This is a genomic window from Paenibacillus sp. GCM10023252, assembly GCF_042653305.1.
GTDB lineage: Bacteria > Bacillota > Bacilli > Paenibacillales > Paenibacillaceae > Pristimantibacillus.
In genome coordinates this window covers 86,421-109,901 of record NZ_JBHSHW010000010.1, presented here as the reverse complement: position 1 = coordinate 109,901, position 23,481 = coordinate 86,421, and the positions used below count along the sequence as shown (strand labels likewise).

The window sequence follows — 23,481 nt, the reverse complement described above, 5'->3', positions numbered from 1 at the left end:
ACTAAGGAGTGTTAAGAGATGACGAATACCGTTAAGCCATACCCGCTGCAGTTCCAGCCAGAGATGAAGGAGAGAGTATGGGGAGGAAGAGCGCTTGAGCAATTCGGTCTTCAGCTTCCCGAAGGCTCCATAGGCGAAGGCTGGATGATTGGCGATCACCCGAACGGAACGACGAAGGTGAAGAACGGGGAGCTAGCCGGCCTAGGTCTGGATGAGATCCGCGAGCAATATGGCAAGGAGCTGTTCGGCTCCAAGGGCTTCTCCGAGAAGAACGGCCGCTTCCCGCTCCTCATTAAGCTGCTGGATTGCAATGATGACTTGTCAATCCAAGTCCATCCCAATGATCATTACGAGGGGCTTCCTGCCGGGGAGCTGGGCAAGACCGAGATGTGGTATATCCTCGATGCGAAGCCGGACGCGAAGATTATATACGGCCTGAAGGACGGCGTGAACCGCGAATCGCTCGATCAGCTCATTCAAGAGGGACGAATCATGGAGGGACTGCAGGAGGTACCTGTTCAGGCTGGTGATGCCTTCTACATCCCTGCAGGCACTGTGCATGCGCTCTGCGCCGGTGTTGTAGTCGCTGAGATTCAACAGAATTCAGACACGACCTACCGTCTCTACGATTATAATCGTCCTGGTCTCGATGGACAGCTGCGCGAGCTGCATGTGGAGGATTCATTGAACGTCATCGCTTATGAAGGCGCCGGTGCTACCCGCATGACAACAGATAAGCTGGGCGCGAATGAATGGCTGCAGATTGCCGAGTCCCCGTACTTCGACGTGACGAAGGGCAACGTACGTGAGCCATGGGCACTGCGCACAAGCGAGGACAGCTTCGAGATTCTCGTCATTGCCGAGGGTACAGGAACGGTAAGCTGGGATGGCGGCACACTAACGACGAAGGCCGGAGAGTGCTTCCTCCTCCCTGCCAATCTGGGCTCCTATGAGCTGGATGGCCACATGACGGTTATCCGCAGCGTACTTCCTTAGAACTTATCTAATTGCTACTCGTAGTCAATGACTACAGCTTGGCTTGACGGAACTGAGAGTCATTATGCATGAATGAACATCACAATAACCCCCAGCCGGGGCGCTGTTGCAGCGCCAGATACCGACTGGGGGTTATTGTGTATAAGTGTGAATTCGTTATAAGACGCTGCTAGCCTGCTCCTGCAGCTTCAGCATATATGGCTTAGGGACCGGCTTCCCTGCCGAGCCGTCCAGCGCATAGAGCACCGCGAGCAGCGTACCTGAGCTGCGAAGCACCTGACCCGAGGCCAGGAATTCCTTCAGATCGAATGGCAGCTTCTCAATGACAGCATGCTTGTGAAGCTCCTTCTCCGACAAGCCGAGCGCGGCGAATTCGGCGGATACCTGAGCTGGACTAGCTGCCAGCTGCTTCATCCAGCTGCTCCACTCCTGCTTGTCCATCGTGAAGTCCCACCAGATCTTGCGAGGCTTGTAGTTATGCCCCAGGAAGTAATCGAACTTCATCAGGCCGAGAATGACGTCGAGGTCAATTCCCTTCTCACCAGCGGCAGCGCCTTCGGCTCCAGTCTCTTCCGAGCAGCCCGCCTTGTACTCCCGCAGGAATGCCCACAGCCTGGAGAACAGATCCTCGAGCTGATGGCCGATCTTCTGCCAGCCCTGCTTCTCCCAATAGTCGCCGAACGACTGGAAGAATTCGAAGGGTGACGGGAATACCCGCTCCACCAGATACAGCAGGGTGTGATCCATTCGGTGCGCATTCCAGTACTTCTCCAGCACATCCTCTACCCGCTTGATCCGCACGATATCGGAGAATGGCAGCAGATCATTGCCAAGAATCTCATATGGTGAGTGATCCATGTAGATGTAGCCGTGCTTCTCCGCATCGGCCCGCATCCCAGTACCGCGCAGCATCTTAAGGAAGCCGAGCTGAAGCTCCTCCGGACGCAGTGCGAATACGTCATTGAACGTATTCTTGAACGTGTTGTAGTCCTCATGAGGCAGGCCGGCAATCAAGTCAAGATGCTGATCGATCTTGCCGGATTCCTTCACCTTCAGGACGGTGCGAGTGAGCTTCGCGAAGTTCTGCCTGCGCTGAACGGCCAGATTCGTAATATCATTCGTCGACTGTACGCCAATCTCGAACCGGAAGATGCCCGGCGGCGCATACTCGGCCAGATAGTCCAGCACCTCAGGGCGCATAATATCGGCCGTAATCTCGAATTGGAACACCGTGCCCCTATGGTTCTCAATCAGGAACTTGAAGATCTCCAGCGCATAATCACGCTTAATGTTGAAGGTGCGGTCGACGAACTTGATGAGCTTCGCTCCGTGGTCGATCAGATACAGGATATCGGACTTCGTCCGCTCCATATCGAAGTAACGCACCCCTACCTCTATCGAGGACAGGCAGAAGGAGCAGGAGAACGGACAGCCCCGGCTCGTCTCGAAGTAGATGACACGGCTGCCCAGGCTGGCGACATCCTCCTGGAACCGATGCGGGGAAGGCAGCTCATTCAGATTCAGCTTCGGCCGCCCGGGATTGACAATGATCTCACTCCCATCCCCCTGCTGCTTCCGATAGGCTGTCCCGAATACCATATGGTACTTCCCATCGCCCGCAATCTCCGAGAGCAGATGATGGAACGTCTCCTCCCCTTCCCCCATAACGATGAAGTCCACATCAGGCAGCCGCTCCATCCAATAGACGGTATCGTAGCTGACTTCCGGTCCGCCGAGGATAATACGGAGGTTCGGGTTGATCTTCCGAAGCATGCTGATAACGGTAATCGTCTCTTCCATATTCCAGATATAGCAGGAGAAGCCGATCACATCGGGCTGGCGCGAGTAGAGATCGGCCACGATATTCATCGCCGGATCCTTAATCGTATACTCTGTAATCTCGATATCGAAGTCCTTCTCACTGAATGCCTTCAGGCAGCGCAGAGCGAGAGAGGTGTGAATATACTTGGCGTTCAAGGTCGTTAAGACAACGTGCATGCTGATTACCCTCACTAACTATAGTTAAGCTGACACCTATTGTACCGAACTTCGCGGCAAAAAAGAAGAGCTCCCCCGTCAGCCTGCTGCCGACATGGAAAGCTCTTCCCAAAACGTTCCTTAATCTCTCAGATTGATGTACAACTGATCCTTCAGCTGCATATCAATGATCGGGAAGTGAACCTGCCATTCATCGTTCCCTAGTGCAGTCACTTCACTTGCCGCGAAGCCTCGCGGCTCGAACTCGTAGGTACGGTTGAAGTTGACAAGCACCTGAATCCGATCATCTGGCAGCATCCGATGCAGCTTATGCCCGAGCTCCACCGCCCATAGTCGCAGCTCGCTCGCAGCGGCACTTCCATAATACATATAGAAGATCGGATCTAACTCCGTCTGGAGAACAATCCAACCCGCTGTGTCCCGAGTAACCGTCCAATCGGTGAATTCTGCCAGTCCCTGCGTCGTCTGCAGCTCCGAGAATTCCTTGTCCATCAGCTTCGCAATGTCATCATTGGATACACCTGCGAGCGTATCAGGCAATGTGCGCGGCAGGAACTTCACCTTGCTGCTCAGCTTCTCGGGCAGCATGCTCATCAGCCTCACCGCATGAACCGTCGAGACCGCGAAGTTCAGATCCGCCTGGGAATCATATCCTGCGCTAGTAATACCGATGAGTGCGCCATATTCGTCGAACAGGGCTCCGCCTGAGCTGCCGTGATCGATCGGAGCGCTCGTCTGAATATAGCTAACGCCCATCTCATAGATAACGTTGCTGACAAGCCCGTCTGATACGGTATTCTGCAGGCCGAGCGGACTGCCGATCGCAACTACCTTGTCTCCCTTGCCCACACCTAATGGATAATCCACCTTAATCGCAGGAGCATCAATGACCTCTTCGGTCTGAATAATAGCTAAGTCTGCATTCTCATTATGAGCGGCTACTCCCTTAATCGTAAGCCGATCTCCATGGATCGTGTACGCTTCACCTGATGCGGCTTCCTCCATCACATGGTAGTTGGTTAATATGTAATGGTCGCCAACGACAACTCCGCTCCCCTGAGCGACGTCCGTATGGATGAGGACAACACTCTCGTCGTTCTGCTCCACGATGGCCCGAGGCGTCAGCTTCTCTCTCGATTCCAGCTGATTCAACCACTCCTCGTAGTTACCTTCCTCAATCTCCTCAATGGAAGTAATCCGTACGGCCTTCGCCTTCGCATCCCACTTCACATCCGCATAGAGCGATTCAGCGACGAACCGAATCGGAACGAAGGTGTTGCCATTCTTAATCTTCGCTGCAGCGTCAAGCTTGACCTTGCGGCCATTAATAGTCGCTTCCTTCTTGCCAACCTGAAGAGCAACTGTCGTATATTCCTTCTGTCCGATGACCGTCTGTGTCTTCGCCTCCCAAGTGACATCAGCCTCGAGAGCAGTGAAGATCGGTCTCATCGGCACATAGGTCACGCCGTTCTCCTTGAACGCACGCGGAGCAAGCTTCAGCTTGTTACCGTCGACATATACGTCTACTTCCTGTACCTTCACAGCTGCAGCTGATACTGCTTGAGCAGAAGGCAGCGCAACCGCCAGCGGTGACAGGCATAATGCAGCAGCCAGCAGCGGACTAAGCAGCTTGTGTGTTCGTTTCATACTCACTCTCTTGTTTCCCCCATATCCTTCCTAGTTTCCCAGAACAATTATACCTCTAACATCCTACCATCAGGGCATCTAGTTTGTCTATCGAATTAGAAGAGCTGCTAGAGCGGCAAGGAGAAGGCTTGATAGAGGCTTGGAAGGAACTGCAGGGCGGCAGAATAGGTAATTATCCGGCTTCCATGGTATAGTGGGAGGAAGTACGTTGTAGGAGGAACTCCAATATGAAGAACAAGAGCCATGGACCTAGTCAAGGGTCGAATCGCTCACGCCCGAAGCGGAGCGGGTCAGCCCCTGCTGCCGCAGGGCGAAGCACACGCATTCGCAAGTTCACCGTCAGCACATCATCCGAGCTTCTAGCCTATCTGCTCGAAGCTTCTACTATAGGACGCAATGCACTGAAGTCCATGCTGGCACGCGGCCAGATTACCGTGAATGACCAGGTCGTTAAGCTGTACAATCATCCGCTTCAGCCTGGCCAGATCATCGCGCTGCACGAAGGCAAGCCCGTTGAGACGCCGCCGCTAGCGGGTATGACCATCGTCCATGAGGACAATGATCTGATCGTCATTAACAAGGATGCGGGACTGCTGTCCATTGCCGGGAATGGAGAGGATACGCAGATTACCGCATACCGCCAGCTCATGGCCCACGTCCGCGCAGCCGATCCGAAGAGCCGAATCTATGTCCTACATCGACTGGACCGCGACACATCAGGACTGATGATGTTCGCCAAGAGCGAAGAAGTGCAGCAGGCGATGCAGAATGCCTGGCAGGAGACGGTGCGTGAGCGCACATATGTTGCCTTAGTGGAGGGCAAGGTGAAGCGCGAGGAAGGGACCATCACTTCTTGGCTGAAGGAGAGCAAGACGCTGAAGATGTACTCCAGCCACCTTCCGAATGACGGCCAACAAGCGATTACCCACTATAAGTTGCTCAAGGCGAACAGCGCCTTCTCCTTGCTGGAGATTCATCTGGAGACAGGTCGTAAGAATCAGATTCGCGTCCATATGGAGGATATCGGCCACCCGATCGTAGGGGACAAGAAGTATGGCGCGAGATCCAAGGTCATCGGAAGACTAGGGCTGCACGCTCGCGTCCTCGCCTTCCTCCATCCGACATCCGGCGAGCTTATGCGCTTCGAGACACCGATTCCTAAGGTGTTCGGCAATCCGCTGCGCGAGCAAGTGTGAGTGTTACAATACTAGAGAGATACCCGAAGGTGATTCCCCTTGCATACTCTATTCTATAAGTTACCGCTTGGCTTGCGAGACTATAAGGTTCTCCAGGCCTCTCAAGCAAGCGTACGAACCAGCCGCGAATTAGTCCATGAAGAGGAGCGGGATGCCGCCTACTTCCGAAGTCTGGAAGAGCACGGCACGCTGCTGAACCAGCCTCAGATTGAAGCCGTGCGCCATGGCGACGGCCCTCTGCTCACCCTAGCTGGAGCCGGCTCTGGCAAGACCTCTGTCCTCGTCTGCCGGACAGGGTATTTGCTGCGCGTTAGAGGGGTGTCCCCGCGCTCCGTCCTGCTTATTACCTTCTCCAAGAAGGCTGCGGAGGAGATGCGCGAGCGTGTAGGGAAGCTCCCCGGTGTCCGCTCGGATGAAGCCCGTGCGGTTGAAGCCAGGACGTTCCACTCGTTCTGCCTGCAGCTTCTGCGTTCTAGAGGATATTCGCAAGGCATACTGAGCGAGACGCGGTTCCAGCATATTTTCCTGAAGAAGCTGCTTCGTGAACTAGGTCTGTATGAGGCTTACCAGCCAGAGACGCTGCTTGCGCTGCTCTCTTCCTACAAGATGCAGATGCTGGAGGTGAGCGAGCTTCCCGAGAGGACGCCCGGCGAGCAGGAGCTGAAGCAGATCTTCCTGCGCTACGAGGAGTGGAAGCAGGAGCTGGACCGCATCGACTTCGACGACATTCTGCTGGAAGCCTACAAGCTGCTGAAGCGGGATGAGACTCTGCTGAATGCTCTGCAGAAGCGATTCCGTTATATCATGGTCGATGAATTCCAGGATACGAATATGGTGCAGTACGAGCTGATCCGCATGCTCGCGATGCAGCATCGCAACCTGATGGTTGTCGGCGATGATGACCAGACGATCTATTCCTTCAACGGGGCTAAGAATGAATATATTCTGCAGTTCGATCAGCAGTATCCTGGTGCGAAGACGGTCACTCTCGACATTAACTATCGATCCTCCGCAAGCATAGTAGGACTTGGCAATGCCGTCATCGAGCATAACAAGCTTCGCAAGCGGAAGACGCTGCAAGCAACCAGAATGAGCAGCCAATCCCCTCAATATATCACGCCTAAGAATACGGATGACGAAGCGGAGCTTGTCATTGAAGCGATTCAGGAAGGAGTCAAGGACGGAAGCAGGCCCTACGAGAGCTTCGCGATTCTGTACCGTTCCGCGTCGTCTAGCCGTGCGGTGTTCGAGCAGCTCGTCTATCGCGAGATTCCGTTCATTGATTATGGGAACGGCGAGCTTTTCTACGACCATTGGGTCATTAAGCCTGTACTCGACTACCTGCGGCTAACGGTGAACCGGCGCAGCTTCGATGCGATTGAAGGAGTCCTCCCCACGTTGTATCTGCCTAGGGAACGGGCTATGGCCTACATCTGGCATCAGGAGAAGGTCCAGGCGAAGAAGTGGCCCTTGATTCATCTAGTCAGCTATCCTGAGGTGAAGGAATATCAACAGGAGAAGGTTCGGGAGCGAATCAAGCTCATACAGACCATTACGCCTATGCGCCCCACCGCCGCCATTCAGGAGCTGCGGCGGAGCTTCTACGACCAGTTCCTGGAAGCTGGAGGACGACATGAGCTGACGCAGCACAAGGATATGCTGAAGGAGATGCTCGATGAGGTGGAATCCGCCGCGCGGCGCTTCGACCAGATTGAGCCCTTCCTCTCCTTCATCGACGAGCTGGCGAAGAAGCATGAAGAGATGGAGCAGCGCAAGAACTCGGGGGAGACGAATGCGGTCTCGCTCATGACGATTCACAAGTCCAAGGGGCTGGAATTCCCCGTCGTCTTCCTGATCGGGGCATCCGAGGGCATACTGCCCCACAGCTCTGCGCTGGAGGCGGAGAAGCTGAGCGACCGCCGCGCCGCTCAGGCCGGCGAGCAAGCGGGCCTGGCCGCTCTGGAGGAGGAGCGGCGCCTCGCGTATGTCGCGATTACGAGGGCGAAGGAGGAGCTGTACATCTCCTCGCCTGCCTACTACCGCGGCAAGAAGACCGAGGTGTCCCGCTTCCTGCTGACCGCGTATCGCGGGGAAGAGAGCCCGCCAGGCGGCGGTTCCAGGAGCGGCGGGGGCAGCGGGAGCTATGCCGCGGGTACTGCCGGCAGCGGCGCCGGTTATGGCGCGAGCAAGAGCAGGAGCTATGCCGCGGGCAGCAGAGCTGGCGGCGCGAGCAGCGGCTACATCGCCGGCAGGAATGAGGCTGGCAGCCGCAGCGGAATGGGCTCTGCATCTGCCTCGAGCACAGCAGCACGTTCCGCCCATCATGCTGCTCACTCAAGCGCTGTTCGCGGAGCGGCGGCTGCGGCAGATTCCCTCCTCTCTGCCAAGCCCGCGGCCGGGGGAACGGTGAGAGTGTCACAAGGCCTTGCGAACGCTGGCGAAGCGACGAGGACAGCGGCCAGCAGCGCTCGGCCCCATGTGTCCCACACTCCCCAAGCTGGTTCTACCCAGACCATAGACGTCTGGCTCTGCTCGGGAAGCAATTGTCCGACCTGGCAGCGGGTCACCTCTCGAGATGGGGATCAAGCAAGGACCAAGAGATGTCCGCTATGCCAGTCCGAGATGACTCGCGGACGCAAGGAAGTTAGGGCATGAGTCCAGTCTGCTAGATGCCCCGGTCATGGACCTGTCCCCCTCTAGAGGAAGTCGAATACTGCCTGCGATTACGCGTAAGCTAATAGTAAGCAATATGCTCCCGGCCCACTGAGCCAGCACATATCGCCTCAACGCGTGCTAGTAGCTGCGAGCGTTGCTCTGGTACGTTCGCAGAGTGGGAACATAGGTCAGATCGGAGGGAACTGCAGCATGGCAATCTTAAGAACTCCGCAGGACATTCAGCAGATGCGCAAGGCCAGTCAGATCGTAGCAGCATGTCACAAGGAGATCGCCAGGATGATTCGTCCCGGTGTTACTACCCAGCTCCTGAACGACCTCGTTGAAGATCATATTAGGAGGCTCGGCGGCGAGCAGGTGACGAAGGGCTACAAGGGCTTCCCTGCTGCCACCTGCGCATCTGTGAATGATGTCATTGCACACGGATTCCCAAGCCGAGCTCCTCTTAAGAGTGGGGATATCCTCAAGCTGGACATTGTAGCGAAGGCAGACGGCTGGATTGGCGACTCGGCCTGGTGCTATGCAGTCGGTACGGTCTCGGAAGCAGCACAGAGACTCATGCGTGTGACGAAGGAATGCCTCTATCTAGGCATTGAGAAGGCTCTGCCGGGCAACCGGATCGGGGATGTCATGCATGCCGTTCAATCTCATGCGGAGAGCAACGGCTATTCGGTCGTTCGAGAGCTGCTCGGCCACTGTGTAGGGCGCAACCTGCATGAGGAGCCCAGCTTCAACCATACAGGACAGCCTGGCCGAGGCTTCCGCCTGAAGGAGGGCATGGTCCTCACCATTGAGCCCATGATTAATGAAGGCACGTATCATATGACGATTGACCAGGATGGATGGACAGCCAGGACGTTCGATGGCAAGCTGTCGGCGCAGTATGAGCACACAATAGCCATCACCTCAGATGGTCCGCTTATCCTGACAGACCAGGGCTAGCACCCCATATTCAACTTGTAAAAAAAGAAAGGGATAAACACAGCTGTTTACGCTGGTGTTTATCCCTTTCTTTTGCGAAACCAGAAAAGTAATTACGCTACCGGAGGCGTGAAGCTGCGCTGCGAGAACTCCGTGTCCAGCATGAAGAACGCGTTGCTGTCCTTATCAATACGCTTCAGCTTATTAATAATGGAGTCGAACAGCGCTTCCTCCTCCACCTGCTCGTCAATGAACCACTTCAAGAAGTGGATGGTCGCATGCTCGCGATCATTCATAGCCAGATCTGACAGGTGATAGAACTTCTTCGTGTTCAGCTGCTCATGCGCATACCCATGCTCGAACGTATCGAGAATCGACTTGTAGTCATTCAGAGGGGTATTCATTCCGGCTAATGTAGCCCGCTTCCCGCGGTCATTCAGGAACTTGTAGATCTTCATCGCATGGAACCGCTCTTCCTCCGCCTGCACGATGAAGAAGTTCGCGAACCCGTCTAGACTCTCTCCCGAGCAATAGGCCGCCATAGCCAGATACACATGAGAAGAATAAAATTCGAAATTCATCTGGTCGTTCAGAGCTTCCACCAAAGAATCATTCATACTCCGTTACCTCCTCCATTGATCAACATCATAGCGTTATTTTAACACAAAAAAGACGGCGACAACACGGTCGCCGACTGTCTCTTATATTATTAACATGTGAACGCTGTCTCTAACCGATTAATTGCTTCAGCTGCTTGTACAATTGATCCGGAGATTTCGCACAGATTGCGCCTGACTTGACCATAACGAAGCATTCATGCTTGCATGTCTTGCACTCACCCAGGCAGCCGGTCTTCTTGTGCTTAATGTGCGGATAACGCTCCTTCATCGCCTTGTAGACGGGCTTCAGGTCATTTTTGAAGTTCTTCGTACAATATTTGATCTTCTTAATCTTCTTCACATGAGCACCTCGAATGCTTCATAATGCTTCATCTACATATGATGATAATGATTATCAATATAGATGTCAAGGTGGAATAGCTCACGTGGGAGGGTTACGCGTACCTGGAGAAAGGCTTCACAATTTTTTCACTATACAAACATAATACAAACTATTGACACCATGTACAGGGTTGTGGTTATATAGAGGTGCGAGGTTATACAATCATTATACATACCCAAACGAGGAGGAGTTACAAATGATGAAACGCAAGCCATTATTGTTGATTCTGCTAGGTATTACTATGTTGCTAGGGATGTTCGGCAGCGCAGCCTCTGCTGCGGAAGCGAAAGGATGGGTACGAATTGTACACGCTTCACCTGATGCTCCTAACGTCGATGTATATGTGAACGGCGATGCCGTGCTGAAGGATGTTCCCTACAAAGCGGCTTCTGATTACTTGAGCCTTGCTCCAGGCAGCTATGATGTAAAAGTGTTCGCAGCTGGCAAGAATGGGGAAGGCGACCCTGTCCTAAGTGCTACTCTGCCCGTTGAGGCTGGCAAAAAAGTAACAGTAGCTGCAGTCAATAAAGTGGCAGCCATCGAGCTGTTAGTGTTGAATGACGATCTGTCTGCATCAGAGGGCAAGAGCAAAATCCGCTTCGTTCATGCCTCCCCAGATGCACCGAACGTTGATCTCGCTCTCAAGGGCGGAGATGTACTCGTACCTAATGCAGCCTTCAAGTCTGCTTCGGCCTACTTGGAAGTTGATCCTGCCAAGTATGATCTAGAAGCTCGTCCTGCCGGCACAGCTGATGTAGCGCTGGCTATTCCAGGCGTTGAACTGAAGCCCGGTACAGTATATACAGCGTTCGCAGTTGGTCTGGCTGGAGGTACCCCAGCTCTTGAGGCATGGCTGTTGACAGACAGCACGCCAATGCCGGCTGAGATGCCGAAGTCAGGTATGGGCGGAGCTAGTGAGACAACAGGCACAGGCTATACACCTTGGGCACTTGGCGCAATTGCAGCACTTGCAGGCGGGGCACTGATCCTGATCAAGCGCCGCGCTGAGCAATCATAAGTCATGCGTAAGCTTACCTTGGTCATGCTGCTTAGCTGCCTCGTCCTTGTGACTTCGGCGTGTGGAGCAGGTGAAGAACAAGGGCAAGGACAAGAACAGGAGCAGGTGCCTAATCAGGCAACTGCTCCTGTCCCTTCTGCTTCGGCTGCTCCGGCTGCTCCATCATCATCATCATCTGACCAGGCTCCTCCTGCTACCGCTCCTCTGAAGACCACTACGACTGCAGCTCAGAACGGAATCGAGCCTGTACGAGTAGAGATTACGTCCATTAAGGTGAGCGCAGACATCCTTCCAGTTGGGTTAGACAAGCAAGGACGGATGGATGTACCGAGCGATGATGCTAAGGTGGGGTGGTATTCACTCGGCACTAACCCCGGTGCCCCGGGAAGGGCAGTGCTGTCCGGACATGTGGATAATAAGACGGGACCTGCTGTCTTCTATAACCTTCGCAAGCTCTCCGCTGGTGATCTGGTCAAGGTGACAGGGGCGAATGGTGAAGAGCTGACCTTCAAGGTTGACCGCTCGGAATCCTATCCCTATGACGAGGCTCCTGTAGATGAGATATTCGGAGTATCTGCAACCCCTCAGCTCATTCTTATCACTTGCACAGGCAAGTATAATCGGAGCAAGTCAACACACGAACAGCGTCTAGTCGTCTACGCCACTATAGTGAGCTAATATAAGAGCAGCCCCGAACGGTCTTGTTATGGAGACGTTTGGGGCTGCTTTTTTTTTTGACACATATATTCTGTTATCCCTTAATTAAGCTCTTGAGCTCCTCTTCGCCCCTCTTGAGCTGGGAGTCGTCCTTCTTCAACTGCTCGCGCAGCTGACTCAGAAGTACGTAGGAGGTCTTATCATTAAGCACTCCGTTCGCAGTTAATCCTTCATCCCGTTGGAACCTCTTAAGCGCTGCAGTCGTCGTATCATCGAACAATCCCTCTTGCGGACCGGATGGATAGCCAAGCACCCCAAGCATCGTCTGGAGCGTCTTCACATCCTCGCCGAAGCTGCCTTGCTTGAGCGGTGTGCCTGATGGAAGCGGACGAAGGCTCGCATATGCCGGCAGGGTAACCTTGATATCGGGAACTACGCCCTTCTTATGAATCCATGTTCCCCCAGGCGTCTTCCACTCCGCTTCCGTCAAGCTTAGGACAGAGCCATCCTTGAACTGGTTGAAGGCTTGGACAATTCCCTTGCCGTAGGTTGTCTCCCCTATCACCTTGGCACCAGCCGATTCCTTGAGCGCAGCCGTTAATACCTCACTCGCGCTGGCTGACTGCCCGTTGACAAGGACGGTGATCGGCAGCTCCCACTTCTCTCTCTGCTTCGACTTGTACGTAATGACCTGCCGTTCATTCTTGTACACAACCTGCAGAATGACCTTGTCCTTCGGAATGAGCTTGTCTGCAATCGCAATCGTCGGCTTCAGCAGTCCGCCTGGATTGGATCTCATATCAAGCAGCAGCCCCTTCAGCCCTTGCTTGCGCAGAGCAGCAATTGCCTCATCGAACTCCTCGGCCGTCTGCTCCCCGAATCTGGAGATGGTGATATGTCCAATACCGTCCTCCAGCATCTCGTGTGTGACCGTATGAATCGGAATCTCTTCCCGCTTCAAGGTCACTTCATAAGGCTCCTCCTGACCAGCGCGCGCCAGCTTCAGCTTCACCTTCGTCCCTTCCTCCCCGCGCAGCATGCCGATGAGATCCTGGAAGGTCTTGTCCTTAAGCGGCGTACCGTCAACTTCGAGGATGACGTCCTCCGGCATTAATCCGCCTCGCTCAGCGGGGGCACCCTTCGTCAGCGATGTAATCATATACTGGCCATCCTCCAGCCTCACCTCTGCCCCAACGCCGAAGATACGGCCTTCGTATCCTTGGGTATAAGCTTCACCTTGCTCACCAACCAGATAGTTGGAGTAAGGGTCTTCCAATGATTCCACCATGCCTACGGCCGCTCCGTTAATGAGATCCTGCGGCTTCGCGCCTTCCAGATAATCATTCATAATCTCATGATAAGACGCATTGAATTGCTGCCAGACCGGCTCCTTCAGCATCGGGTAACGCTGCTCCATCCACCACTTGCCGCCCAAGAAGCCTAGTGCTGCGATGACAATCGCTGCTATCATTCCTATCGATACCATGCGGCGCTTCGCCGCCTCGCTTGCCCATATTCTCACTTACACATCTCTCCGTTCCGTTAGCTTCGCCTATTCAATGTACCCTAACCGAGGGGGCAGGAGCAAATATGGACGGGCTGAGAGGGATTAAGAGGGATGAAGAGGGATTCAGGAGGATCCAGAGTGATCATAGGAACTCATAGGGTTACTGAGGATCCAGAGGAATATAGGCTTGAACCATAGGTGAGGTGTGAGCTACAATCAACCTAGCTTACAGATAGATCTGAAGATATGAAGAGAAGAGAGAATGGAGAGGAACCTGCGACATGACTTACAAGCTGATTGCTATTGATGTAGATGACACCCTGCTCACGGATGACTTGATTGTTACTGAGGGAACGAAGCGCGCCATGGAGGCTGCGATTGCACAAGGCGTGACTGTGACGCTGGCTACCGGCCGTATGTTCGCTTCCGCCCAGAAGATTGCGAAGCAGATTAATCTGAACGTACCAATCATTACGTACCAGGGCTCTCTCGTGAAGACGCTGCTGGATGGTCGAATTCTGTATGAGCGCAATGTCCCAACCGATGCGGCGAAGGAACTAAGATCGTTCTGTGACGTCCATGAGCTCCATCTGCAGCTGTATGTCGATGATATTCTGTATGTGAAGGAAGACAATGACAAGATTCGAGATTACTCCAGACTGTCCAACATCCCCTATGTAGTGGAGCCTGACTTCGACAAGCTGATTGAACAGCCTCTTACGAAAATGCTCATCATCGACGACCCCGCCTACCTCGATGAACTAGCAGACCAGCTTCGTCCGCTCATCGGCGACCGCGTCCATATTACGAAGTCCAAGGCGCATTACTTGGAGTTCATGCACAAGGAAGGGACCAAGGGCCATGCCCTGCGGTTCATGGCCGAGCACATCGGCTGCTCGATCGACCAGACCATTGCCCTAGGCGATGCGTGGAATGATCATGAGATGATCGAGGCTGCCGGGCTCGGCGTTGCCATGGGCAATGCCATCCAGGCCCTCAAGGACGTGGCCGACTACGTGACGGCCTCCAACAATGACGAAGGCGTCCGCCTCGTCATCGAGAAGTTCGTGCTCGAAGCCGCTGAGTAAGCGGCTTTCGCAGCCGCGTGCTTAAGCGCTTCGCGCTGCGCAATGCGCTTGCGATTGAGTTGCGGAGACACTTTAACACGGATAATCCGTGTTAAGTCAGTCTGGTCATAGGCGATTGGAGGATTTAACGAGGATTTTCCTCGTTAAGTGCCCTAGAAGCTAGTTAGTTGGAGGTGCGGAGACACTTTAACACGGATAATCCGTGTTAAGTCAGTCTGGTCATAGGCGATTGGAGGGTTTAACGAGGATTTTCCTCGTTAAGCCCCCTAGAAGCTAGTTAGTTGGAGGTGCGGAGACACTTTAACACGGATAATCCGTGTTAAGTCAGTCTGGTCATAGGCGATTGGCGGGTTTAACGAGGATTTTCCTCGTTAAGTCCCCTAGAAGCTAGTTAGTTGGAGTTGCGTAGACACTTTAACACGGATGAACCGTGTTAAGCCAGTCTAGTCCTAGGCGATTGGAGGGTTTAACGAGGATTTTCCTCGTTAAGTGCCCTAGAAGCTAGTTAGTTGGAGGTGCGGAGACACTTTAACACGGATAATCCGTGTTAAGTCAGTCTGGTCATAGGCGATTGGCGGGTTTAACGAGGATTTTCCTCGTTAAGTCCCCTAGAAGCTAGTTAGTTGGAGGTGCGGAGACACTTTAACACGGATAATCCGTGTTAAGTCAGTCTGGTCATAGGCGATTGGAGGGTTTAACGAGGATTTTCCTCGTTAAGTGCCCTAGAAGCTAGTTAGTTGGAGGTGCGGAGACACTTTAACACGGATAATCCGTGTTAAGTCAGTCTGGTCATAGGCGATTGGAGGGTTTAACGAGGATTTTCCTCGTTAAGTGCCAGCCGCACCCGCGTCCCATCGTCGCGCGCCATCGGCGGCGCCTAAGCTCCGATGCCGATGCTGCCCTCACACGCTAACCAGCTCCTCGCACACTTACCAGCCCCGTGCACGCTAACCAGCTCCTCGCACACTTACCAGCCCCGTCCACGCTCACCAGCACCACGCATACTAACCTGCCCCGCGTACGCGCACACACTAACCAGCCCCACCGCGCGTATACGCTCGCTAGAGCCGGCACACAACAGAACAGGCAGCAGAGGCTTGATTACGCCTCTGCTGCCTGTTCTTCACTTCGTCTAGCCCTGCTCCGCTACAAGTCTGCAAGCACCTGATACCAGATGCCCTTGGGCGAGTAGAGCTCCTTCTTCACTTGCTTCCATCCGCCGAGATATCCAATATCGAACAGCCCTGGCGGCACGGTGTACTTGTCGCCAAGCTCTGCAGCGACCGCTTCGTTCACCGGCCGGAACCCATGGTCCGCCAGCAGCCGCTGCGCTTCGTCACTCTGCAGATAAGCGATGAAGGCCTCCGCCACTTCACGCGTGCCATGCTTATCCACGTTCCGATCGACGACAGCAGCGGGATTCTCTATCAATATCGTATCCTCAGGCACGACGATGTCATAATCAATGCCCTTCTTAATCCGGGCGAGCAGCTCGTTCTCGTAGGTGACTATGACGTCACCAACCCCGTACTCGAACGCTGCCATTGAGGCCCGGCCGCTCTTATCAAGCGATTCCACATTGTTGTGAATCGCCTTCAGGAACGCCTTCGCTGCGGCGGGATCCTTCGCACCGGTCTCTTGCTCTGACCTTTTCAACCCGGCTCCGTACATCGCATTAATATCCCACTGGGCTCCGCCCGAAGTCTTCGGATTCGGATAGAGCACCTTAACCCCCTTACGGGTGAGGTCCTGCCAATCCTTAATGCCAAGGGGATTGCCCGCACGAGTGCCCATCACTACTATCGAGCGGGTCACCATTCCGGAGTGAGGGAGCGCCTTCCAATCATGGGTGATGAACTCCGCGTCCGCAACCTTGTTCATGTCGCCTTCCATAGCCAGTATCGCTACATCCGCTTCGAACCCGCCCGCTATCGCACGAGCTTGGGTACCAGAGGCTTCATAGGATTCCTGGAAAACAACCTTCTGCCCCGACTGCTGCTCCCAATAAGCCTGGAACTTCGGGAGCAGCTCGGCGAAGGCGTCCTTCACCACCGAATAAGCGCCTATGACCAGCGTGACATCTCCGGTTGGTCCGGTAGAGCTGGAGGGAGTCCCTTCTTCGTTCGCCCCGTTGCTGCACCCTGCCGTAATACTCAGCAGCAGCGCTGCAGCCAAGACGACGACGAGGGCCTTCCGCCAGCGTATTGTCCTATTAGCTATCATATGAATGAGTGCACATCCCTGCTGTTAGATATGAATCGGCATCGGGTCTACCTTAAGCTTGTTCTCCATGACCCAGCTGTCATTATCGTTGAATAGATACGCGCGGTGTACAAGCACACTGACTTCCTCGCCTGGATGAAGCACTTCCTTCTCCAGTGAACGATACGTAATCAGCTTCGTTCCTGCGCTGCCTGCCTCAAGCTCAACCATCCATTCACTTCCGCGGAAGTGAAGATGCTTCACCCTGGCGTCCATCGTGGCCGATGCGAGCCTAATCTCACCCGGCTTGCCAATCTCAATATATTCAGGGCGAATGAGCGCCTTCGTGCCCGGCCATTCCGAAGCATCCTCGAAGCCTCGCAGTAGACTAATATCCTCTACAATCGTAGATTCTCCGATGAAGCTGGCTACGAATGGCGTCTGCGGGTTCTTGTAGATATCCCACGGAGAGCCCTTCTGCTCCAGTCTCCCCTTGCTAATAATCATAATCTCATCGGCAACCTCTATCGCCTCATCTTGGTCATGCGTCACGAAGATCGAGGTGATTCCTACGCGCTCGATCATCTCCTTCAGCCACGTCCGAAGCTCCGTCCGAATCTTCGCATCAATCGCAGCGAACGGCTCATCAAGGAGCAGCAGCTGCGGCTCAGGTGCGAGCGCACGAGCGAAGGCCACGCGCTGCCTCTGTCCACCGGATAGCTGATGAGCGTAACGATGCTCGAACCCCTTCAGGCCCGTCAACTCCACCAGAGTGGTGACCCGCTCACGGATCTGCTCCTTCGACTGCTTCTTCACCTTAAGTCCGAACGCTATATTATCATAGACCGTCATGTGCTTGAACAAGGCATAATTCTGGAAAACAAATCCAATTCCCCGCTCCTGCGGAGGCAAATCATTCACTCGCTTGCCGTGGAACAGAATATCGCCAGAAGAAGGCGATTCTAAACCGGCCAGCATGCGCAGGATGGACGTTTTACCACCGCCGCTTGGTCCGAGTAGGCCGATGAGATGACCCTTCTCAATCTGGAAGCTAACGTCCTGCACCGCATGGAAATCACCAAAGCTCTTGTTCAGGTTCCGGACCTCGATATGCATCGTTAATGCACTTCCTTTCGTTTCTTCGCCCATTCCATGAGCAGCAGCAGGCCTACCGAGAAAGCAGCAAGCACGAGCGCTACTCCATTAGCCGCAACAACATTGAAATTCTCCACATCTTGATACACCTTGGTCGTCGCTGTCTGCGTCTTGTTCATAATGTTGCCTGACACGACGAGCACCGCACCGAACTCACCCAAGGAGCGGGCAACCGTCAGGACGACACCGTAGATGACGCCCCACCGAATCGCTGGCCACGTGACATGCCAGAATGTATACCAGGAATACGCTCCAAGCGTAGACGCCGCTTCCTCCTGCTGAGCTCCAATCTCCTGCAGCACAGGCATCACTTCGCGAATCATGAGCGGGAAGGTGACGAACAGCGTTGCAAGTATCATGCCGGGAAGGGCATAGACGACCTTGACTCCGCCATCCTCCAGCAAGGAGCCCAGCACCGTATTCGGTCCGAGGATGAGCACAATCATCAGTCCACCGATGACAGGAGAGACGGCGAACGGCAGATCCACGATGCTGTTAAGCAGCCGCTTCAGCCCAGCCCCCATCCACTTGGCACGAACGAGATAGAGCGCTAGCATCACTCCGAACAGCGTGTTGACAGCCGTCACCACAATAACGATCAGCCCTGTCATCATCAAGGCATGAAGTGCCTCCGGTGTCGTCAGACCATCAACTAGTCCGCTCCAGCCGTCCTCCCATGCTCCGGTGAATATCTTGACAAGAGGTGCTATTAATAGAAGTACAAATACTAGATAGGTTAGAGTAATCCACAGCTTCTTCACGCTTGCACCCTCCTCGATTGAATGAGGTTCACGGTGAACAAGATGAGGAAGGACAGCGTCAGCAGCAATACGGATACTGCAGCCGCTCCTTGCGGATTGTCACTCTCAATCTCTCCGAAGATGTATACAGATGCAATTAACGTCTTGCCCGGAATATTGCCTGCAACCAGTACGACGGCGCCGAACTCTGCAAGTGCGCGAGAGAAGGCTAGCATCGCCCCGCTCAGTATGCCTGGCATCATCGACGGGAGTATCACACGCAGGAAGGTAAGCTTCCGGGATGCACCCAGCGTGTAAGCAGCCTCCTCCTCCGACTTGTCTAGCTCCTCCAGCAAGGGCTGGATGGCACGGATGACGAAGGGGAAGGTGACGAACAGCATAGCAATGACAATAGCAGGCTCGTGGAATACAATCTCAATCCCGAACTCCTCGGCCAGATTGCCGACGAAGCTGTTCGGGCCTAGCAGCAGCAATATCATCAGTCCTCCAACCGCTGTTGGAAGCGCGAAGGGCAAGTCAACTAGACTGTTCAGGATCCGCCTGCCGGGGAACCGGTAGCGAATAAGCACCCAGCCAATCATCGTACCGAGAAGCATGTTAAGCAAGGTGGCCACGATCGCTAACCGAAGGGTCAGCAGGACAGACTTCCAAGCGAGCGGATTCGTGATGCTCTCCCAGAATGGACCGACACCCAGCGTAATCGATTGTGAATAGATGCCAATGATTGGGAGCACAATAAGAATGATGAAGTAGAGCATAATAGCGCTGCGGAAGCCGAAGCTCCACATTCGATTGCGTAACATGAGATTCACGGTGTCTAATACCTCCAGGCCTCGGCTCGTGCCGTAGGTCGATGCATTGCTTGGCTTAACCTTAGACCGATCATAATTCCTATTAGGTTACTTGGTATTATAAATGTAGCAGACATTACCTCCTATCGTCAATGGTTAATTAACATTTGATGATGATGCGAATCACGATTTCTTATATTCAAAAAAAAGAAAAGCTCTGGCCGGTATGTTGGCCAAAGCTCGTTCGTCTATTCCCCATCGATATAGTACCTAGTCTCGCCTTCGGTGATTGCCGCCTGGCCTTGCGTCACATCGGTCATCCAATCGATGAACGACTGCGCTTCGCCCGCCACCGGCAGACAAGTCAGCACGACGCGATCCGTGAAGTCTGTCCCGCCCACACGCACACCGCGTGAGTGAAGTTCATTCTCCAGCTTGCCGTACCAGGTGTAATCCACATCGACCACTACCTCTCTGTGGAGCACATACTCGATCTCCCCAGCAGCCTCGATGCCTGCGACAGCCCCGTCCGTATAGGCACGAACGAGTCCGCCTGCACCGAGCATGATGCCGCCGAAGTACCTCGTCACGACAACCGCGACGTTCTTCAGACCCTTATGCTTAATGACCTCGAGAATAGGCTTCCCCGCTGTGCCGCTTGGTTCCCCGTCATCCGAAGCCTTCTGCCACTGATCCCGCTCCCCTATGATATAGGCCGAGCAGTTATGGGTAGCATCCCGATGCTGCCGCTTCATCTCCTCGATGAAGGCGACAGCCTCTTCCTCACTCTGCACTGGCTTCGCATAGCCGATGAATCGGGACCGCTTAATCGTAATCTCTTGACTTCCCTGCTGCCGAACCGTCCGGTAACGTGCCAGATTCAAGGTCGATTACAGACGAGCTTCCAGCTCGGCCTTCTCCTTCTCATAGCCAGGCTTGCCCAGCAGAGCGAACATATTCTTCTTGTACGCTTCGACACCAGGCTGGTCGAATGGATTCACGCCGAGCAGGTAGCCGCTGATGCCGCATGCCTTCTCGAAGAAGTACACCAGATAGCCGAATGTATAAGGGGACATATCCTTAATGTTCACGATGAAGTTCGGCACTTGGCCGTCCGTGTGAGCGAGCAGTGTACCTTCGAACGCCTTCTTGTTCACGAAGTCCATCGTCTTGCCCGTCAGGAAGTTCAGGCCGTCCAGGTCAGCGGGGTCATGCCCGATCGTAATATGCTCAGACACTTCATTCACTTGAATGACCGTCTCGAAGATGTTGCGGTTGCCCTCTTGGACGAATTGGCCCATGGAGTGAAGGTCGGTTGAGAAGTCAACGGCAGCCGGGAAGATTCCCTTGAAGTCCTTGCCTTCGCTCTCGCCGTACAGCTGCTTCCACCACTCCGATACGAAGTGAAGAGCCGGCTCGTAGTTGACGAGAATCTCCGTTGTCTTACCTTTGCGGTAGAGTGCATTGCGTGCAGCAGCGTACTGGTAAGCGCCGTTCTCTGCTAGGTTCGGATTGCTGTACTCTTGGGAAGCGTCCGCTGCGCCCTTCATCATCGACTCGATGTCAATGCCGGCTGCTGCAATCGGAAGCAAGCCTACTGCCGTCAGGACGGAGTAACGTCCGCCTACATCATCAGGGATAATGAAGGAGTCGTAGCCTTCTTCGGATGCGAGTTTTTTCAAGGCACCCTTCTCCTGATCGGTTGTTGCATAGATGCGCTTGCGCGCCTCTTCCTTGCCGTACTTCTTCTCCAGCGCTTCGCGGAAGACGCGGAACGCAATCGCCGGCTCAGTCGTCGTTCCGGACTTGGAGATGACGTTGATGGACCAGTCGCGGCCTTCAATAAGCTTCAGCAGATGCGTGACATAGGTCGAGGAGATGTTGTTCCCGGCAAAAAGCACCTGAGGAGTCTTGCGGTCCTCCTTGGACTGAATATTATAGAAGGAATTCGACAGCATCTCGATCGCAGCGCGCGCTCCCAGGTAGGAGCCGCCGATTCCGATGACAATGAGCACCTCGGAGTCCGACTTGATCTTGTCCGCAGCCTTCTGAATACGTGCGAACTCTTCCTTGTCGTAGTTGTTCGGCAGGTCGATCCAGCCCAGGTAGTCTGAACCTGCGCCTGTCCCGTTGTGGAGCTGATCATGCGCGAGGCGCACGGCATCCGTCAGATTGTCAATCTCATGCTGGCCGAGGAAGGTCAGCGCCTTCGTGTAATCGAACTTAACAGTTGCACTCATGTAGATAGAAGCCTCCTTAGAATGGGTGATGAAGCTTGAATGACCACTTATGTATTCATGATCGAGCGTGTTAACCTAGCCTCTAGGATATCGGATTCCGCTTCATAAAACAAGGGAACAACCGACTAGCCGCGCCTCGTCTGCCATCGCTTTTATCTATAATCCCCATAGCTTCTGCTTATGGATCGCGCGGCGCTCAGACTTGCGCTTCCCATTGCCACTCGTCACAGCCAGCCTCGCCTCGACCTGTCGCTGCCTGTGCCTTACAACTACTGCCCTCTCCTCGACTCACCTATCGCCGACTTCGCCTCACAACTGCTGCCCTACTCCTCAACTCTCCCTATCGCCAACTATGTCTCACAACTGCTGCCCTTGTCTCCTCAACTTACCTGGTAGCCGACTATGTTTCACAACTGCTGCCCTTGTCTCCTCAACTTACCTGGTAGCCGACTATGTTTCACAACTGCTGCCCTACTCCTCAACTCTCCTTTGGCCGACTAGTAACTTCCCCCTCTCCGTACCCTAGCCTACGAGCACAACTCTCCCCTATCCTCTCTCCTCCCAAGCTTTTTGTGCTAAAATGTAGTCATAAATAAAGAGATGAGTTGGAGGGTAATGCGATGCGTAAAGTTAGCTTTATCGGTCTTGGCGTGATGGGCTTCGGCATGGCTTCTAATCTGCTGAAGAAGGGATTCGAGGTTACCGTATATAATCGTACCCCTGGAAAGGCGGAACAACTGGCCGCGTTAGGCGCCAAGCAAGCGGAGAGTCCAGCGGCGGCAGCAGAGGCTTCCGATGTTATTATTACGATTATTAGTAATGATGAGGCTGTTCGTGAAGTTTACTTTGGTGAGAATGGGATATTCGAAGGTGTGCGCGCAGGCTCCATCTTGATTGATAGCAGTACCATCTCGCCTGCTCTTGTACAGGAGTTGTCTGCACAAGCCGTTGCTGAGGGAGCAACCTTCCTGGATGCTCCGGTGACGGGCAGCAAGCCCGCGGCGGAAGGCGGAACGCTCGTCTTCATGGTCGGAGGCGACTCTACTGCTGTTGCTTCAGTAGAGGACGTACTGCTGGCTATGGGCCGTAAGGTCATCCCAATGGGTGCAAGTGGCAGCGGGGCAGTAGCGAAGCTTGCACACAACACAATAGTTGGCATTAACATGACTGCGCTGGCAGAAGGAATGGCTATTGCTGCAAGCGGTGGAATTGACGGCAGCGCCTTCCTAGAGCTGGTGCAATCCGGCGGAGCCGCGAGCCGCACAGCTGAGCTCAAGGCAGACAAGCTGCTGAGCGGTAACTACGATGTCCAGTTCTCGCTGGGACTTATGCTCAAGGACCTACGTCTCGCATCAGCGCTGTCCGACTCCTTGCAGGTTCCGACGCCGATGCTGGAGGCGTCCAAGAGCCTGTTCCAAGTCGGCGACGCGCTCGGCCTTCGCGAGCTGGACATGGCCAGCGTTGCTCAGGCCTATGAGCAATGGATAGGCCGCAAGCTAAGCGGCGGTCAAGGACCGACTCACTAACAACAGAGGCACGAGACCAACACACTAGCTAACAGAGGCACGAGACCAACAGCTGGCTATAGCTGCTCAGTCTCGTGCCTCTTAATTTAGGGTCCTCACGACC

19 protein-coding genes are annotated in these 23,481 nt (G+C 54.2%); 8 read left to right on the top strand and 11 right to left on the bottom strand.

The window, feature by feature from the left end:
- Positions 1-18: 18 nt before the first annotated feature.
- A complete protein-coding gene (locus ACFO9Q_RS08685; protein WP_379180833.1) occupies positions 19-996 on the top strand; it encodes a type I phosphomannose isomerase catalytic subunit in 978 nt (325 codons plus the stop codon).
- A 156-nt stretch (positions 997-1,152) separates the two neighbouring features.
- Here ACFO9Q_RS08685 and ACFO9Q_RS08680 read toward each other — a convergent pair whose 3' ends face one another.
- Entirely contained in the window at positions 1,153-2,994 is a 1,842-nt protein-coding gene (locus ACFO9Q_RS08680; protein ID WP_379180831.1) for a B12-binding domain-containing radical SAM protein, read from the bottom strand.
- A 120-nt stretch (positions 2,995-3,114) separates the two neighbouring features.
- Positions 3,115-4,641: a stalk domain-containing protein gene (locus ACFO9Q_RS08675; protein WP_379180829.1), complete on the bottom strand. Its 1,527-nt coding sequence runs from the start codon at positions 4,639-4,641 to the stop codon at positions 3,115-3,117.
- Positions 4,642-4,868: 227 nt separating this feature from the next.
- Here ACFO9Q_RS08675 and ACFO9Q_RS08670 point away from each other — a divergent pair, with 227 nt between their 5' ends.
- From ACFO9Q_RS08670 to map, 3 genes are all read left to right on the top strand, one after another.
- Positions 4,869-5,837 (top strand): RluA family pseudouridine synthase, encoded by a 969-nt coding sequence (locus ACFO9Q_RS08670; RefSeq protein WP_379180828.1) that lies wholly within the window; start codon positions 4,869-4,871, stop codon positions 5,835-5,837.
- A 39-nt stretch (positions 5,838-5,876) separates the two neighbouring features.
- Complete coding sequence (locus ACFO9Q_RS08665; RefSeq protein WP_379180825.1) at positions 5,877-8,492, top strand: UvrD-helicase domain-containing protein; 2,616 nt, start codon at positions 5,877-5,879, stop codon at positions 8,490-8,492.
- Between the two features lie 210 nt (positions 8,493-8,702).
- On the top strand, positions 8,703-9,452 hold the full coding sequence (gene map, locus ACFO9Q_RS08660; protein WP_379180823.1) for a type I methionyl aminopeptidase: 750 nt from the start codon (positions 8,703-8,705) through the stop codon (positions 9,450-9,452).
- Positions 9,453-9,544: 92 nt separating this feature from the next.
- Here the strand turns inward: map and ACFO9Q_RS08655 are convergent, their stop codons facing one another.
- Positions 9,545-10,048, bottom strand: coding sequence for a ferritin (locus tag ACFO9Q_RS08655; protein ID WP_379180821.1), 504 nt, complete (start codon positions 10,046-10,048; stop codon positions 9,545-9,547).
- Positions 10,049-10,160: 112 nt separating this feature from the next.
- Positions 10,161-10,391, bottom strand: coding sequence for a DUF1450 domain-containing protein (locus tag ACFO9Q_RS08650; RefSeq protein WP_379180819.1), 231 nt, complete (start codon positions 10,389-10,391; stop codon positions 10,161-10,163).
- Positions 10,392-10,629: 238 nt separating this feature from the next.
- Here ACFO9Q_RS08650 and ACFO9Q_RS08645 point away from each other — a divergent pair, with 238 nt between their 5' ends.
- Both ACFO9Q_RS08645 and ACFO9Q_RS08640 read left to right on the top strand, forming a co-directional pair.
- On the top strand, positions 10,630-11,451 hold the full coding sequence (locus ACFO9Q_RS08645) for a DUF4397 domain-containing protein (RefSeq protein WP_379180817.1): 822 nt from the start codon (positions 10,630-10,632) through the stop codon (positions 11,449-11,451).
- A 3-nt stretch (positions 11,452-11,454) separates the two neighbouring features.
- Positions 11,455-12,129, top strand: a complete 675-nt coding sequence (locus ACFO9Q_RS08640; protein WP_379180815.1) for a class F sortase — start codon at positions 11,455-11,457, stop codon at positions 12,127-12,129.
- Positions 12,130-12,202: 73 nt separating this feature from the next.
- Here the strand turns inward: ACFO9Q_RS08640 and ACFO9Q_RS08635 are convergent, their stop codons facing one another.
- A complete protein-coding gene (locus ACFO9Q_RS08635; protein WP_379180813.1) occupies positions 12,203-13,630 on the bottom strand; it encodes a S41 family peptidase in 1,428 nt (475 codons plus the stop codon).
- A gap of 266 nt (positions 13,631-13,896) precedes the next feature.
- On the opposite strand from ACFO9Q_RS08635, the gene ACFO9Q_RS08630 reads away from it, so the two are divergent.
- Positions 13,897-14,703, top strand: a complete 807-nt coding sequence (locus ACFO9Q_RS08630; protein ID WP_379180811.1) for a Cof-type HAD-IIB family hydrolase — start codon at positions 13,897-13,899, stop codon at positions 14,701-14,703.
- A gap of 1,146 nt (positions 14,704-15,849) precedes the next feature.
- Here ACFO9Q_RS08630 and ACFO9Q_RS08625 read toward each other — a convergent pair.
- From ACFO9Q_RS08625 to ACFO9Q_RS08600, 6 genes are all read right to left on the bottom strand, one after another.
- A complete protein-coding gene (locus tag ACFO9Q_RS08625; protein ID WP_379180809.1) occupies positions 15,850-16,926 on the bottom strand; it encodes a sulfate ABC transporter substrate-binding protein in 1,077 nt (358 codons plus the stop codon).
- Positions 16,927-16,950: 24 nt separating this feature from the next.
- Positions 16,951-18,021, bottom strand: a complete 1,071-nt coding sequence (locus ACFO9Q_RS08620; RefSeq protein ID WP_379180807.1) for a sulfate/molybdate ABC transporter ATP-binding protein — start codon at positions 18,019-18,021, stop codon at positions 16,951-16,953.
- Positions 18,022-18,023: 2 nt separating this feature from the next.
- Entirely contained in the window at positions 18,024-18,821 is a 798-nt protein-coding gene (locus ACFO9Q_RS08615; RefSeq protein WP_379180805.1) for a sulfate ABC transporter permease subunit, read from the bottom strand.
- On the bottom strand, positions 18,818-19,624 hold the full coding sequence (gene cysT, locus ACFO9Q_RS08610) for a sulfate ABC transporter permease subunit CysT (RefSeq protein ID WP_379181283.1): 807 nt from the start codon (positions 19,622-19,624) through the stop codon (positions 18,818-18,820). The genes ACFO9Q_RS08615 and cysT overlap by 4 nt, the downstream gene beginning before the upstream one ends.
- A 236-nt stretch (positions 19,625-19,860) precedes the next feature.
- On the bottom strand, positions 19,861-20,496 hold the full coding sequence (locus tag ACFO9Q_RS08605) for a YigZ family protein (RefSeq protein ID WP_379180803.1): 636 nt from the start codon (positions 20,494-20,496) through the stop codon (positions 19,861-19,863).
- Between the two features lie 6 nt (positions 20,497-20,502).
- Positions 20,503-21,852 carry a glucose-6-phosphate isomerase gene (locus ACFO9Q_RS08600; protein WP_379180801.1) on the bottom strand — a complete coding sequence of 450 codons (1,350 nt, stop codon included), beginning with the start codon at positions 21,850-21,852 and terminating at the stop codon, positions 20,503-20,505.
- A 620-nt stretch (positions 21,853-22,472) separates the two neighbouring features.
- Here ACFO9Q_RS08600 and ACFO9Q_RS08595 point away from each other — a divergent pair.
- A complete protein-coding gene (locus ACFO9Q_RS08595; RefSeq protein ID WP_379180799.1) occupies positions 22,473-23,378 on the top strand; it encodes an NAD(P)-dependent oxidoreductase in 906 nt (301 codons plus the stop codon).
- Positions 23,379-23,481 lie beyond the last annotated feature (103 nt).

Excerpts from the sequence above, each read along its gene's own strand:
- ACFO9Q_RS08685 (WP_379180833.1), top strand. The coding sequence starts at position 19 with ATGACGAATACCGTTAAGCCATACCCGCTGCAGTTCCAGCCAGAGATG.
- ACFO9Q_RS08680 (WP_379180831.1), bottom strand. The coding sequence starts at position 2,994 with ATGCACGTTGTCTTAACGACCTTGAACGCCAAGTATATTCACACCTCT.
- ACFO9Q_RS08675 (WP_379180829.1), bottom strand. The coding sequence starts at position 4,641 with ATGAAACGAACACACAAGCTGCTTAGTCCGCTGCTGGCTGCTGCATTA.
- ACFO9Q_RS08670 (WP_379180828.1), top strand. The coding sequence starts at position 4,869 with ATGAAGAACAAGAGCCATGGACCTAGTCAAGGGTCGAATCGCTCACGC.
- map (WP_379180823.1), top strand. The coding sequence starts at position 8,703 with ATGGCAATCTTAAGAACTCCGCAGGACATTCAGCAGATGCGCAAGGCC.
- ACFO9Q_RS08655 (WP_379180821.1), bottom strand. The coding sequence starts at position 10,048 with ATGAATGATTCTTTGGTGGAAGCTCTGAACGACCAGATGAATTTCGAA.
- ACFO9Q_RS08645 (WP_379180817.1), top strand. The coding sequence starts at position 10,630 with ATGATGAAACGCAAGCCATTATTGTTGATTCTGCTAGGTATTACTATG.
- ACFO9Q_RS08640 (WP_379180815.1), top strand. The coding sequence starts at position 11,455 with ATGCGTAAGCTTACCTTGGTCATGCTGCTTAGCTGCCTCGTCCTTGTG.
- ACFO9Q_RS08630 (WP_379180811.1), top strand. The coding sequence starts at position 13,897 with ATGACTTACAAGCTGATTGCTATTGATGTAGATGACACCCTGCTCACG.
- ACFO9Q_RS08625 (WP_379180809.1), bottom strand. The coding sequence starts at position 16,926 with ATGATAGCTAATAGGACAATACGCTGGCGGAAGGCCCTCGTCGTCGTC.
- ACFO9Q_RS08620 (WP_379180807.1), bottom strand. The coding sequence starts at position 18,021 with ATGCATATCGAGGTCCGGAACCTGAACAAGAGCTTTGGTGATTTCCAT.
- cysT (WP_379181283.1), bottom strand. The coding sequence starts at position 19,624 with ATGTTACGCAATCGAATGTGGAGCTTCGGCTTCCGCAGCGCTATTATG.
- ACFO9Q_RS08600 (WP_379180801.1), bottom strand. The coding sequence starts at position 21,852 with ATGAGTGCAACTGTTAAGTTCGATTACACGAAGGCGCTGACCTTCCTC.
- ACFO9Q_RS08595 (WP_379180799.1), top strand. The coding sequence starts at position 22,473 with ATGCGTAAAGTTAGCTTTATCGGTCTTGGCGTGATGGGCTTCGGCATG.